Origin of the sequence: Bacteroides sp. 3_1_23 (assembly GCF_000162555.1) — a bacterium.
GTDB classification, from domain to species: domain Bacteria; phylum Bacteroidota; class Bacteroidia; order Bacteroidales; family Bacteroidaceae; genus Bacteroides; species Bacteroides ovatus.
In genome coordinates this window covers 1,749,810-1,763,396 of the sequence record NZ_GG774949.1, presented here as the reverse complement: position 1 = coordinate 1,763,396, position 13,587 = coordinate 1,749,810, and the positions used below count along the sequence as shown (strand labels likewise).

Genomic DNA, 13,587 nt, shown 5'->3' with positions numbered 1-13,587 from the left:
TGTAGGTCTTTCTACAAAGTTAGAATAAAAAAGGATAAGCGCAAGTGATTTAAAAGTTAATGTTTGATACACTTTTCTTACACTCTTCCAGCTTCTCCAATCCCTCTTTCGACAGTTTGGGGTAATGTAAATCCAATTGCTGCATCCGGTCACAAATAATTCGTCCTACTGCGTAACGCATGAACCATTTATTATCGGCAGGGATTATATACCATGGAGCCAGTTCCGTTGATGTCTCCGTCAGTACATCGGCATAAGCATTCATATAGTCCTCCCAGAATTGACGCTCTTTGATGTCCGCCGAAGAGAATTTCCAGTTTTTAGATGCATCGTCCAGTCGCTCCATGAATCGATTTTTCTGTTCGGCTTTCGATACATTGAGAAAGAATTTCAGGACAATCGTTCCATTCTCCGTCAGATAGCGTTCAAAATCGTTGATCTGTCGATAACGACGCTTCCAGAAGTCGGGATCAATGTCATTTATGGTTTCGACACCTGGTAACTTGTTGGATAGAATAATTTCCGGATGCACTTTGGCAATCAGCACATCTTCGTAGTGCGAACGGTTGAAAATGCCGATTCGTCCTCTTTCCGGGAGAGAGCGATTGATACGCCAGAGATAATCATGGTCCAGTTCTTCAGCAGACGGTTGTTTGAACGAATACACCTGGCATCCCTGTGGGTTAATGCCGGACATCACATGCTTGATAGTCCCGTCTTTTCCTGCAGCATCCATCGCCTGAAAGATAATCAGGATTGAATACCGGTCTTGTGCATAAAGCATACTTTGCAGCTCCGAAAGCTTCTCAATATCCTTTGCCAGTTGCTCTTTAGCGTCTTGTTTGGATAAATCGCCAGTGAATGACGAGTCAAAATCCGATACCAAATGTTTCTTTCCGGGCTTTGCCAGCAGGTCTTTTAGAATATCCTTTTTCATGTGACGGTAGTTTTAATAGTTCTATTCAAATAAAACAGTTGAGGCAGTCAATTGGTTTTTATAATCAGTATGTTTGAGACATTTCATGAGAAAGAGGCTTCTTGACGGATAATGACCAAAAATGAACGGATATTGCTCTGGTATCATGAAGGAATTTATCCGAAATTTGCAATCGAATTAGTACTATATAATAAAAGAAACAATGAAGTATTTGAATAAAGAAACCAATGGTATCACCCTTTCACGTATCGGACTGGGTGCCATGAGAATGGCTGACGTTCAGCAGGGAGTCGACACGATACATGCCGCGCTGGACAGTGGAATTACGTATCTGAACACAGGGGACTTTTATGGTCACGGAGAAAGTGAACTGGTGATCCGCGAGGCTTTGAAAACCCGGAAGCGCGAAGACATTTTTATCGCCGTCAAGTTTGGTGGAATGCTCACTCCAGATGATCGGTTCTATGGTATTGACGTCCGTCCGCAGAACGTACAAAATTATCTGGCTTACACCTTGAAACGATTAGGCACAGATTATGTTGACCTCTATCAGCCAGCACGTATCAATCCGCACATCCCGGTGGAAGATACTATTGGTGCCGTTGCCGATCTTGTAAAAGCTGGTTATGTGCGTAGTGTCGGGATCACCGAGATAGATGCTGAAACGTTGCGTCGGGCGCATGCCGTTCATCCTATCAGTTTGGTTGAAGTACGATATTCCTTGCTGGATCGTGACATTGAAGAGGGGATTCTACCCACTGCACGAGAATTGGGTATTGATGTGGTTACATTCGCCAACCTCTTTCATGGAGTAATTGGAGGTAGCAATCCTGCCGGAAAAGTTGCGGGATTGAGTCAACGGATGCCACCGCAAGCTGCCGAGAAATTAAAGCAAGCCGTTTCACGGCTCGAACTGTTGAAAGAAATGGCCGATGAGAAGAACGTATCTGTATCGCAACTCGCCATTGCATGGGTATTGGCGCAGGGGGATGACATATTGGCTTTGGTAGGCTCGCGTACTGTCGATCAGCTTCACGATACCGTGAAAGCGATTGATATTCACCTTAGTCCGGAGGATTTGCAACGTATCGAGCAGATAATCCCTAAAGAATATGCTTCCAATTCGGCAATGTTACCGATTAATCTGGACGAGAACGGGCTGTTTAAATTCTAACGCCATTCGTTGTCTTTTCACCTTTCTTGTACTCCAATGGTGAGAGACCTGTATTCCTTTTAAAGAACTTCACGAATGTAGACTGATCCGGGAAGTTCAATTCTATTGCGATTTGGTTGATCGTCTTGTCCGGTTCACGAAGTAGAATTTTAGCTTCTGTAATCACTGCATTGATAATCCACTTTGCTGCTGACTGCCCATCATATTCTCTGACCACTTTCGATAAATAATCAGAAGTAACACAAAGTTTGTCTGCATAAAAAGTGACTTCTCTGTGCATCCGGCATTCTTCCATAAGTAATTCCCTGAACCGTTGACGGAGGGTTTCACTGCGGGATAGTCCCAGCTCTCCGTCGCCATACCTATGCCAGCGGCAGTTGTCAAGGTCAAAGAATAGATTTATAATCTGATTCTTGATGACGTAAGAGTGGTAGACGTGTTCTTTATCAGGAATATAACTTTTAATGAGTTCAACCTGTTTTCTCAAACGCAGGCTTTCTTCCTCACTCAACTCTTGCCTGGTATGTAATTTCTTCAACTGACCCGCCTGTTGCAGACGGATGCCGGATGTCATAGCCATTATTTCCTTTTTCAATTCAGCAGAATGAATGATGAGATAGCCCTTGAAATCGGCTGAATAAGCTGTGTGCTCTATAATATCATCCGGATACACCTGCATCACCGTGTTCTTTTTCAGTGTATGCGATAAATAGTTTATTCCTATTGTAATTTCTCCGGAAAGAACAAAGATGAGGGAATAGCCTTTCAAACGTATCGGATAGTTTTTGACTTGAACCGGTGAACGACGGGAGTTATCCATATCTATGACGGACAATTGCTCCTGAAAGGTAGCTTCTGCGGATATTCTTTCAAAGTATTCGGGCAAAGCTAAATCTACCACCTGTTCCATAAAAACACTATTATAATTTGTGGAAAACAAAGTTCGTACTATTCTTACAGAAAAAAGAGAGTATAGGCCACTTTGTTTTAGTCAGAATCCGATATTACATATTTTTAAGACGATAGCGTCTTCAATCGGGAGAAAAACAGACATTCAACTTCGTTTTCCATAATAATTACTTATATTTGTCCGGATATGGAATAAGAAAAACCGATATGAAGTATTTGTTAATGTGTGCAGGCTTACTTTTCACAGTCTTTCAGTCATGGGGACAGGAGAGGCTTGCAGATAGAATCGCTCCTCCGTCAGGATATGTTAGAGAGACCTGCTCCGATAATTCGTTTACAACTTATTTGCGCAATTTGTCATTATTGCCTAAAGGCAGTAAAGTGTTACTTTACAATGGAAAAGAAAAAGCCAATCAGGCAGCCGCATTTGCAGTCGTAGATATGGAGATAGGCAATCGTGATTTGCAGCAGTGTGCCGATGCAGTGATACGCCTGCGGGCGGAATATCTGTGGAAACATAAACGGTATACAGATATAAAATTCAACTTCACAAGTGGATTTACTGCCGAATACAAGAAATGGGCGGAGGGAAATCGAATAAAAGTCAGCGGTAATCAGGTTCAATGGTATGCTTCGGGAAAAGGAGTGGATTATTCCTATAAAACTTTCCGTAACTATCTCGATATGGTTTTTATGTATGCCGGAACTGCCTCTTTATCTCGTGAGCTCCCAGCTGTGCTTTATACTTCCTTGCAACCCGGGGATGTCTTTATTAAAGGCGGTTCACCCGGTCATGCTGTGATTGTTATGGATATTGCCATTCATCCGAATACCGGAAAGAAAGTATTCCTTCTGGCGCAAAGCTATATGCCTGCCCAACAGATTCATATCCTGGTCAATCCAACCAGCCGGAACCTTTCTCCCTGGTACGAGCTGACCGAAACGGATACTGGGAAACTATACACTCCGGAATGGATTTTTGAGAAGAAAGACCTGAAGCGTTTTAAATAGGAGAATAGATATAAATGCAACATAACAAAGAAATAATTAAATCTTTTCTTACTTGATTTTCCATCTTTTCCTTATCTTTGGCATTCAACAAACCGTTTTAATCATACAACAACGAAAAACAACCGATTATGAATTATGATTTATCAATGAATGCTAACCAGTTGGTGGCATTCCTTCAAAAACCAACTTCAGAGTTTACAAAAGCTGACATTATCTCATTTATCCAGCAAAAAGATATCCGCATGGTTAATTTTATGTATCCGGCGGGAGACGGGCGTCTGAAAACTCTGAACTTTGTCATCAACAATCAAGCTTATCTGGAAGCTATTCTCACATGTGGAGAACGGGTAGACGGTTCCAGTCTTTTCTCATTTATAGAAGCGGGCAGTAGTGACCTTTATGTAATTCCCCGTTTTTGCACAGCATTCGTTGATCCGTTTGCCGAGATTCCGACGCTGTCTATGCTGTGCTCTTTCTTCAATAAAGACGGCGAACCCCTCGAAAGTGCACCAGAACACACTCTTTACAAAGCAAGCAAAACTTTTACAGAAGTTACCGGAATGGAATTTCAGGCAATGGGCGAATTGGAATATTATGTAATAGCTCCGGATACTGGTATGTTTCAGGCAACCGACCAACGTGGTTATCACGAATCGGGCCCTTATGCTAAATTCAATGAGTTCCGTACTCAATGTATGTCTTACATCGCACAGACAGGCGGGCAAATAAAGTATGGACACTCCGAAGTGGGTAATTTTACGCTGGATGGTTATATCTATGAGCAGAATGAAATAGAATTCCTGCCGGTTCCCGTATCGCAGGCAGCAGATCAATTAATGATTGCCAAATGGGTGATTCGTAACCTGGGATTTAGATATGGATACAATGTAACCTTTGCTCCAAAGATTACGGCAGGTAAAGCAGGTTCGGGCTTGCATGTCCACATGCGTATCATGAAAGACGGAAAGAACCAGATGCTGAAAGACGGTGTTTTGTCGGAAACAGCACGCAAGGCAATTGCCGGAATGATGGTGCTTGCTCCGTCAATTACTGCCTTCGGAAATACCAATCCTACTTCTTATTTCCGTCTCGTTCCTCATCAGGAAGCACCTACCAACGTTTGCTGGGGAGATCGCAACCGTTCCGTATTGGTGCGTGTACCTCTGGGATGGGCTGCAAAAACAGATATGTGTACATTGGCAAATCCGTTGGAAGTTGAAAGTCATTTTGACACCAGTCAGAAGCAGACTGTAGAAATGCGCTCTCCGGATGGTTCGGCAGATTTGTATCAACTGTTGGCTGGTTTGGCTGTTGCCTGCCGTCATGGTTTTGAGATTGAAAATGCGCTGGACATTGCTGAAAAAACTTATGTAAATGTGAATATCCATCAGAAAGAAAACGAAGATAAGCTGAAATCACTGGCGCAACTGCCGGATAGCTGTGAAGCTTCTGCCGATTGTCTGCAACAACAACGGGCAATCTTTGAACAATATAATGTATTCAGCCCGGCAATGATTGACGGTATCATCCGCAGACTTCGTGGTTATGAAGATAAAACATTGCGTGCGGATTTGGAAGGAAAGCCGATGGAGATGTTAGATCTCGTACATAAGTATTTCCATTGTGGATAATTAAAAAATGATATATGAATAAAAGACTATCTTCGGTTGAAAGGTAGTCTTTTATTTTTTTATATAATACATTCAGACCAAACAGGCTACAAATTTACAGGTTTGGTCTACTTAATGCCGGGTTTGGTCTACAAACTCTCTACGCAGATCGGTAAAACTCTACTTTTGTCTCATTCAAACCCTAAAACTGATAAAAGAATGAGGATTATTTTGTTAAGTGCGTTCGCCTTGTTTCTATTACTTCCTGAAAATATACAGGCACAGGTTACTGTGAAAACCGGGTATATATCTTCTTCCCGATATAAAGATGAAAACGGACAGTATCCCGGGAAAGGGGATATGTGCTTTGTGGAAGGGAACGTCAATATTCCCGTATCACAGAAAATGAATGAAAGAAATCAGCCAACTCTTTGGATGATTTCGGCAGGAGGAAGCTATACGGCAATGAATAATAAGAATCTTCAATCTTACATAGACATAGATCAAATTATAAATATGCAGTTGAGCGTAACCAATATTCGCCCTATCAGCAAAAAATGGCTTTTGTTGACGACTGTCGGTGCAGGCGTCTATACCTCTTCTGATGTAAAACTGAAGAATGTTCTGGGACAGGGAGGAGTTATTTTCATCCGGCAGTTCAAGTCCAATTTATCTCTTGGAGCCGGATTGGCTGTGAACAACACATTTGGTTATCCGATGGTATTTCCTGCTATTTATTTTGATTGGAGCACTGAAGGACGTTATCAAATTAAAGTTTCGATGCTGAATGCCATGGAAGTATCGGCAGGAATGAAAATGAATAAATATCTGAATCTAAGGATCGTGGCAGAGATGAACGGGTCATTGGCATTGTTGGAAAGAGAAGGAAAAGATACTATGTTTTCCCAGCAATTCATTATTGTAGGTTTACAACCGGAAGTAAGTATGGGGAATTCTTTTTCAATCACTGCTACTGCCGGTGTGTCGTGTAGCAGAATAGCTTATTACACTACCCGCACTTTAAAGGCTTTCTTCGAAGATATGTCTAAAGATACTGATCCATATTTTAAACCGGCAATGTATGTTTCGGTGGGAATGAAGTATAAGTTCTAAAAAAATGGTAACTTTATCGCCTGATGTCAGTTAAGATACTATTATATACGTTACTGAAGCAAATTGGGATATTTCTTGTAGTCTCCTTTTTAGTGTTCAGAGGCACTTTTGTCGAAAGCGATAGTTTAGGGCTAAATCTTTCTACGGGAGTTAGTCTTTTACTTTCTGTCATTCTATGGGGAATCATAAATCTGCATACTTACTGGTTAATTCCCGGTTATCTGTTTCAGCGTAGATATAAAAAGTATATCATATATTTGAGTTGCCTTGTTGGATTTATGCTGACCGCCATGGTTGGTGCTATTTGTTTTCTAGGGCAATATTATGTTATACCCGAACAGATGCAAAGACTAAACAGTGATCTCCCTTTCTTTCTGTTGATAAATGCATTGGCACTGATACTCTATTTCCTGGCTTTTTCTTTTACTATTTTTCTGCATCGTTGGGTGGCCTATCAACAACGATTAAATGAATTGGAGAATATTAGCATACAGACTGATCTAAATCATTTGAAAGATCAACTCCAACCGGAGTTTTTTTCGAGAATATTGAATAAGGTACGAACCTTGCTGGGAGAAGATGGAGAAAAGGCGTCATTGCTTATCTTTAAATTAAGTCGGTTGCTTAGATACCAACTTTATGAAAGTGAACGGCAACAGGTATTGTTGGGAGATGATATCGATTTTATGACTGATTATATGAAGTTGGAGAAACTATGTAATCCGGAGTTTAATTTTGAAGTCAACATCCTGAATGAAGTGCGTTATATACAAGTTCCTCCTTTATTGTTTATGCCTGTGATAGAATATGTGATTCAGACAACTGTATGTGGAGAGAATGGAAAGGGAGAAAATATAAGGATCGATTTTCAAATGGAAGAGAATCAGCTTCGATTTATTTGTACATACTGTCTGCGAAAAAAGGAAAGTCTGCAAGTAGCACCTGCTTTTGACAAGTTACGGCAACGATTGGACTTGTTATATCCGGGAGGTTATCAATTAAAAAGTGGCTATAATGATGAGGCACTGTGTACCATTGGTTTAATGTTGGAATTATGAAAGATACCTGGAATGTATACGATTGGGGGAAGAATCTGGTAAATGACCGTTTCAGGCTTATCAGTAATTTACTATTGCTATTTATTATACTCTTTTTGGGCTTTCAGAATGTATATGGAGATTTTACTAGAGAAGGTTTCCTATATGCATATCCGGTTAGTATATTGGTTTTTGCATTTCCTATCTATCTGAATATATATTGGTTAGTGCCCCGTTTCCTGTATAAGGCCAAGCGCAAGTTATGGTGTTATTGGATTTCGTTTCTCGGAGTCAATTTAGTGAGTGTATTATTAGGATTTATATTTCTGTCTCCATTATATCAACGATACGGTATTCGTGGGTTTTGTATACAGGATAACCACGCTGTTTCTTTTGATAGTATTGCTTATGGAGTATTAGTACTGCTATTAAGTGCAGGTGGCTGTACGAGCTTTGAACTATTCCGCCGTTGGGTTGTCTCCGATAAAAAGATTCTTGAATTGGAGAAGGCGACTAAACAGACAGAATTGCAACAATTAAAGAAACAGATCAATCCGCATTTTCTTTTTAATATGCTGAATAATGCCAATATTTTGGTAAAGGATGCTCCGGATGAGGCTTCACAGATATTGGAGAAACTGGACAATCTACTTCGCTACCAGTTGAATGACAGTACAAGAAGAGAAGTATTTCTTACTGCAGATATACAGTTTCTCACCAGCTTTCTTGAATTGGAGAAGGTGAGAAGGGATCATTTTGAATATACAATCTTTCAAGAGGGAAATATGGAGAATATCTGTATTCCTCCGTTATTGTTTATCCCTTTTGTAGAGAATGCGGTGAAACATAATTTGGATAGCGACAATTTATCTTATGTTCACTTGTATTTTTCTGTGCATAATAAACAGTTGACGTTTCGTTGCGAAAATTCTAAGCCCCGTGTTCCTGTTAAGCGGGAAGGGGGAATAGGGTTGGCCAATGTGAAACGCAGACTGGATTTACTTTATGAATCACGGTATACGCTACAGATAGAAGATAAAGAAACAACTTATAATGTCAACTTACATCTAAACTTATGAATTGTATTATTGTTGATGACGAGCCGGTAGCTCGCAAAGGTATGAAGTCATTGGTGGAGCAGATTCCACAACTGACATTGGTGGGTAGCTTTAATAATGCTATCGCAGCGTCTGCTTATATAAATGAATATACGGTTGATCTGATTTTCCTTGATATTCAGATGCCGGGAATTACCGGAATAGAATTTGCGCAAAGCATTCCCGTGAATACGTTGATTGTCTTTACAACGGCGTATGCGGAATATGCACTCGATAGTTATGAAGTAAGTGCCATTGATTATCTGGTGAAGCCCATTGAAATGAACCGTTTTCTGAAAGCAGTCAATAAGGCAATAGTATATCATAAACTGTTATTGTCGGAAACAGCCGAAAGAGTGGAGGAGATACAGGAAGAATATATCTTCATCAAATCGGAACGACGCTATATCAAGATAAACTTCAGTGATATTCTTTTTATTGAAGGACTAAAGGATTATTCCATTCTCCAATTGGAAGGTCAGCGGGTGATTACTAAGATGAATCTGAAAAATATTCATGAGCAACTGCCCGCTAAACAGTTTCTCCGGATAAACAAGTCCTATATTGTCAATACTTCACGGATTGACTCTTTTGATACCAATGATATTTTTATTAAGTCTTATGAGATAGGAATAGGAGGTGGAAACTATAAGAAAACGTTTTTTGAGGAATTTGTAGCGAAGAATTTGCAGAAAGACTAATCCGGTAGTTTACATGGAATGGCTTGGTATAAAAAGAATAAGAACGTTAAGTATTGGCCTATTTTCATAAAAAAGATGTTTTGCAGAAAGAAAAAGGAGAGAATATAGTGCAATATCCCCAAATAATGCTTTCCTTTGTACCAACAACAATAAAGAGGTTTATTACGATTTGATTTTTTTACATGAATCTTCTCATTTATTTGAGCATATCCATCTCTAATTAAGATCTTCCTAAAACTTTCTTATTGAATTATTAATTTTTTATATTTGTATTTTATGAATTTGTACATTGGAAATCTTAGCTATAATGTTAAGGAATCAGATTTGAGACATGTAATGGAAGAGTATGGAACAGTTGCTTCAGTAAAGTTAATCACAGATCGTGAAACTAGAAGATCAAAAGGTTTTGCGTTTATCGAAATGCCGGATGATGCAGAAGCTGCTAAAGCTATCGAACAATTGAACGGTGCAGAATATGTAGGTCGTTCAATGGTAGTAAAAGAAGCATTGCCAAAGAATTAATACTGAATACATATACAGTAATAGAGAAAGGCGCACTAGGTAACTAGCGCGCCTTTCTTCTGTTAATCCTCATTGTTATCTTCTTCATCATCCACCATATTATTGAGTTCCAATTCCAGGTCTACCAGCTCTTGTTCCCATAATTTCAGGATATCCTTCGGTGTATCTTTTGCAGCTTTCTTTATTCTTTCTTGAGCAACAGATACTTCATGCTCTAATTGTCTACGTCTGCTCATAATTCTATTGTTCTGATTATAAAATGATAACAACTCGTGTGGGGAATAGTTCGACGGGATAAAATTAAAAGTAATGGGGTGAACTATTCACAAATAAAGGATGTTTTGTAATCTGAATCTTTAAAAAACATACAGCCATGCTCAATTTAATAGCCGTTTTCTTAGTATGTTCAGGTATCGGAATTGCAGTACATATTGCCATAGACCTGACACATCGTCCGCAATCAATGAAGATAATGAATGCAGTCTGGATATTATCTGCATTATGGGGAAGTTATTTAGCTTTATGGGCGTATAATAAGTTTGGACGGAGTAGTCCGATGAAAGCTGAGGATGATGGGATGAAAATGGATATGTCTGGCATGAAAGATATGTCTGATATGAAGGGAATGGATATGTCCGGTATGAAAGATAATATGGAGATGGATATGGCCATGCAGGGAGAAATGTCGATGCAAGGAATGCAACGTCCTTATTGGCAATCGGTAGCTTTGTCGGCGCTTCATTGTGGTGCAGGATGTACATTGGCAGATATCATAGGAGAGTGGTTTACAAACTATGTTCCTGTAACTGTGGCAGGAAGTCAGCTCTTTGGTAATTGGGTACTTGACTTTATTCTGGCTTTGATGATTGGTGTTTATTTCCAATTCTATGCTATTCGGGAGATGGAAAAAATATCGGTAGGTAATGCCTTGGCTCGTGCTTTCAAAGCGGATTTCTTTTCTCTTTTGTCCTGGCAGGTAGGAATGTATGGCTGGATGGCGATTGTCTATTTTGTATTGTTCATCAATGAACCGTTACCCAAAGACACATGGATATTCTGGTTTATGATGCAGTTGGCTATGCTTTTCGGCTTCTTCTGTGCATATCCTATGAATGCTCTTCTTATAAAATTAGGTATAAAGAAAGGTATGTAAAATAAATGCAGATTTACTCTAAACGATAAGTATGTAATTACTTATTTGAGGGAGTGAATCTGCATCTGTTATGATATGACTACTTTTGTCTTTTCTTTCTCTTTGGGAGTTTATCTTTTCAATAATTTCGGTATATCCGAAGGTTCTTGTGCTACCCGGATACCGGCAGCTTCTAAAGATTTAATCTTCTCTTTTGCCGAACCGGAACTTCCCGAAATGATAGCTCCTGCATGTCCCATCTGCTTTCCCGGAGGAGCTGATTGCCCGGCAATAAATGCTACCACAGGTTTGGTTACATTATTGCGGATATATTCGGCCGCTTGCTCTTCCGCATTTCCTCCAATCTCTCCAATCAGAACGATTGCTTCTGTTTCCGGATCATTTTGAAACATCTCCAGCAGTTGACGGAAATGAAGACCTACAACAGGGTCACCCCCGATGCCGATAGCAGTGGATTGTCCCATGCCATTCGCCGTTAAGTGATACACAATCTCGTAAGTAAGTGTTCCGCTACGACTGATAACTCCGACATTCCCTTCTAAAAAGACCTGTCCCGGTAAAATACCAACCATACTTTTTCCCGGAGAGATCAGTCCCGGACAGTTAGGCCCGATCAACATGGCGCCTTTTTGTTCGGCAAACTGATGTGCCTTAATCACGTCCAGTGTGGGGATTCCTTCTGCAATGCAGACTATGATACGGATGCCTGCGTCCGCTGCCTCCATAATAGCATCTGCCGCAAAACGTGCCGGAACGAAAATGATGGAGGTATTAGCCTTTGTCTGCTCGACAGCATCATACATGGTGTTGAATACGGGGATTCCGTCCACATCTGTTCCTCCTTTGCCCGGAGAAGTACCTCCGACCACATTGGTTCCATATTCTTTCATCTTCTTGGCATGGAAAAGCCCGTCTCTGCCAGTGATTCCTTGCACAATTAAACGGGTGGATTTATCTATTAGTATGCTCATAATTGCTTTATTTTTTAGTGATTTGGTACGTATTATGCTTTCAGAGCCATAAGAGCAGCCTCTTTCATCGTTGTGGCTATTTGGAAACGGCTGTAATTCCGTAACAGTTCCCGTCCGATATGTTCATTGGTGCCTGTAAGCCGGACGATGACGGGGACATTGCTGTTTATCTGCTCGAATGCCTGAAGGAGCCCCATTGCCACATCATCGCAACGAGTGATCCCACCGAAAATATTAATCAGGACCACTTTTACTTTCTCATCCTGCAATAAGAGTTTCATAGCTTCAATAACCTTGACAGGATTGGAGCTGCCACCGATGTCGAGAAAATTAGCTGACTGACCTCCATAAAGTTTAATCATGTCCATAGTAGCCATGGCAAGTCCGGCGCCATTTACCATACAACCGATATTGCCGTCCATGTGGACATAACTGAATCCTTTATCTTTGGCATCTGCTTCCACTTTTTCTTCTTCCGTCGGATCAAATAAAGCATGTACCTCCGGATGGCGATAGAGCGCATTGTCATCAAAAACAATCTTTGCGTCAATAGCCATTAACGTACCTTTCTTTGTAAGTGCCAGCGGATTTACTTCCACTAACGACGCGTCATTCTCCACAAAGATTTTATAAAGTTCCTGAAGGATGGCTGCCATTTTACCCGCCTGTTCCATTTGGGGAAAAAGAGAGAAAGCAAAACGCCTTGCCAGATAATCGGGAAGACCAATAAATGGATTGATTGAATATCGGATGATTTTCTCCGGTGTTTGACGGGCTACCTCTTCGATATCCATACCGCCGGACGCACTCATCATCAGAACGACAGAACGTGTATTCCGGTCGATGGTGTAACTGACATAATATTCTGCAGCAATATCAACCGCTTCGCTGACCAGAACTTGATTGACTGGAAGACCTTTAATGCTCATTCCAAGAATGTTCTTGGCTTCCTGATAAGCATCTTCCGTATTGTTTACCAGTTTCACTCCTCCGGCTTTTCCCCGGCCTCCGGTTAATACTTGTGCTTTTATAACCACTCTGTCTGTTCCCATCCTCCGGTATGCAGCCAGGACGCCTGCGGCAGTACGGCATAAAGTGTGCCTCTCGACAGGTATTCCGTACTTGGAGAAAATCTCTTTCGCTTGATATTCATGTATTTTCATGGCTCATAAATTTGAGTAAATGATTCCTGTAATAAAAACAAAAGAAAGATTCGGAAAGTTTGCCGGAAAAGAAAAGTATCAGGGTGTTTTACAACATGTTCGTTTGTATTTCATCTATGGTTTTCATATAAAAAAAGCGTGTTGGCAATAGTTACCAACACGCTCTATATCATTTAAAGATGAAGTCTG

At 40.5% G+C, this 13,587-nt stretch carries 14 protein-coding genes; 9 read left to right on the top strand and 5 right to left on the bottom strand.

Annotation, left to right across the window (positions count from 1 at the left end):
* Positions 1–49: 49 nt before the first annotated feature.
* Positions 50–937 carry a polyphosphate kinase 2 family protein gene (locus tag HMPREF9010_RS17365; RefSeq protein WP_004303329.1) on the bottom strand — a complete coding sequence of 296 codons (888 nt, stop codon included), beginning with the start codon at positions 935–937 and terminating at the stop codon, positions 50–52.
* A 202-nt stretch (positions 938–1,139) separates the two neighbouring features.
* Here HMPREF9010_RS17365 and HMPREF9010_RS17370 point away from each other — a divergent pair, with 202 nt between their 5' ends.
* Complete coding sequence (locus tag HMPREF9010_RS17370) at positions 1,140–2,111, top strand: aldo/keto reductase (RefSeq protein WP_008647971.1); 972 nt, start codon at positions 1,140–1,142, stop codon at positions 2,109–2,111.
* On the opposite strand, the gene HMPREF9010_RS17375 is transcribed toward HMPREF9010_RS17370, so the two are convergent.
* Positions 2,101–3,021 (bottom strand): helix-turn-helix domain-containing protein, encoded by a 921-nt coding sequence (locus tag HMPREF9010_RS17375; RefSeq protein WP_008647970.1) that lies wholly within the window; start codon positions 3,019–3,021, stop codon positions 2,101–2,103. The two genes, HMPREF9010_RS17370 and HMPREF9010_RS17375, sit on opposite strands and share 11 nt — an antisense overlap.
* Positions 3,022–3,227: 206 nt before the next feature.
* Between HMPREF9010_RS17375 and HMPREF9010_RS17380 the strand changes: the two genes are divergently transcribed.
* The 7 genes from HMPREF9010_RS17380 to HMPREF9010_RS17410 all read left to right on the top strand — a co-directional run bounded on the left by HMPREF9010_RS17380 (position 3,228) and on the right by HMPREF9010_RS17410 (position 10,111).
* Positions 3,228–4,031 (top strand): DUF4846 domain-containing protein, encoded by an 804-nt coding sequence (locus HMPREF9010_RS17380; protein ID WP_008647969.1) that lies wholly within the window; start codon positions 3,228–3,230, stop codon positions 4,029–4,031.
* Positions 4,032–4,159: 128 nt separating this feature from the next.
* The gene (locus HMPREF9010_RS17385; protein WP_008647968.1) at positions 4,160–5,662 is read left to right on the top strand and encodes a glutamine synthetase family protein; all 1,503 of its coding nucleotides are present in this window, start codon (positions 4,160–4,162) and stop codon (positions 5,660–5,662) included.
* A 198-nt stretch (positions 5,663–5,860) separates the two neighbouring features.
* Positions 5,861–6,754 carry a DUF6268 family outer membrane beta-barrel protein gene (locus HMPREF9010_RS17390; RefSeq protein WP_004303320.1) on the top strand — a complete coding sequence of 298 codons (894 nt, stop codon included), beginning with the start codon at positions 5,861–5,863 and terminating at the stop codon, positions 6,752–6,754.
* A gap of 341 nt (positions 6,755–7,095) precedes the next feature.
* Positions 7,096–7,812, top strand: a complete 717-nt coding sequence (locus HMPREF9010_RS17395) for a histidine kinase (RefSeq protein WP_224440793.1) — start codon at positions 7,096–7,098, stop codon at positions 7,810–7,812.
* Positions 7,809–8,870, top strand: coding sequence for a sensor histidine kinase (locus tag HMPREF9010_RS17400; protein WP_008647965.1), 1,062 nt, complete (start codon positions 7,809–7,811; stop codon positions 8,868–8,870). The genes HMPREF9010_RS17395 and HMPREF9010_RS17400 overlap by 4 nt, the downstream gene beginning before the upstream one ends.
* Positions 8,867–9,589: a LytR/AlgR family response regulator transcription factor gene (locus tag HMPREF9010_RS17405; protein ID WP_004309337.1), complete on the top strand. Its 723-nt coding sequence runs from the start codon at positions 8,867–8,869 to the stop codon at positions 9,587–9,589. The genes HMPREF9010_RS17400 and HMPREF9010_RS17405 overlap by 4 nt, the downstream gene beginning before the upstream one ends.
* A 276-nt stretch (positions 9,590–9,865) precedes the next feature.
* Complete coding sequence (locus HMPREF9010_RS17410) at positions 9,866–10,111, top strand: RNA recognition motif domain-containing protein (RefSeq protein ID WP_004295865.1); 246 nt, start codon at positions 9,866–9,868, stop codon at positions 10,109–10,111.
* Between the two features lie 62 nt (positions 10,112–10,173).
* Here the strand turns inward: HMPREF9010_RS17410 and HMPREF9010_RS26325 are convergent, their stop codons facing one another.
* Positions 10,174–10,347: a hypothetical protein gene (locus tag HMPREF9010_RS26325; protein WP_004303314.1), complete on the bottom strand. Its 174-nt coding sequence runs from the start codon at positions 10,345–10,347 to the stop codon at positions 10,174–10,176.
* Positions 10,348–10,484: 137 nt separating this feature from the next.
* On the opposite strand from HMPREF9010_RS26325, the gene HMPREF9010_RS17415 reads away from it, so the two are divergent.
* Entirely contained in the window at positions 10,485–11,264 is a 780-nt protein-coding gene (locus tag HMPREF9010_RS17415) for a DUF4396 domain-containing protein (RefSeq protein WP_004303313.1), read from the top strand.
* 110 nt (positions 11,265–11,374) lie between these two features.
* Here the strand turns inward: HMPREF9010_RS17415 and sucD are convergent, their stop codons facing one another.
* Together sucD and sucC are read right to left on the bottom strand one after the other, a co-directional pair.
* On the bottom strand, positions 11,375–12,235 hold the full coding sequence (gene sucD / locus HMPREF9010_RS17420; RefSeq protein WP_004309340.1) for a succinate--CoA ligase subunit alpha: 861 nt from the start codon (positions 12,233–12,235) through the stop codon (positions 11,375–11,377).
* 32 nt (positions 12,236–12,267) lie between these two features.
* Positions 12,268–13,398: an ADP-forming succinate--CoA ligase subunit beta gene (sucC, locus tag HMPREF9010_RS17425; protein WP_008647964.1), complete on the bottom strand. Its 1,131-nt coding sequence runs from the start codon at positions 13,396–13,398 to the stop codon at positions 12,268–12,270.
* Positions 13,399–13,587 lie beyond the last annotated feature (189 nt).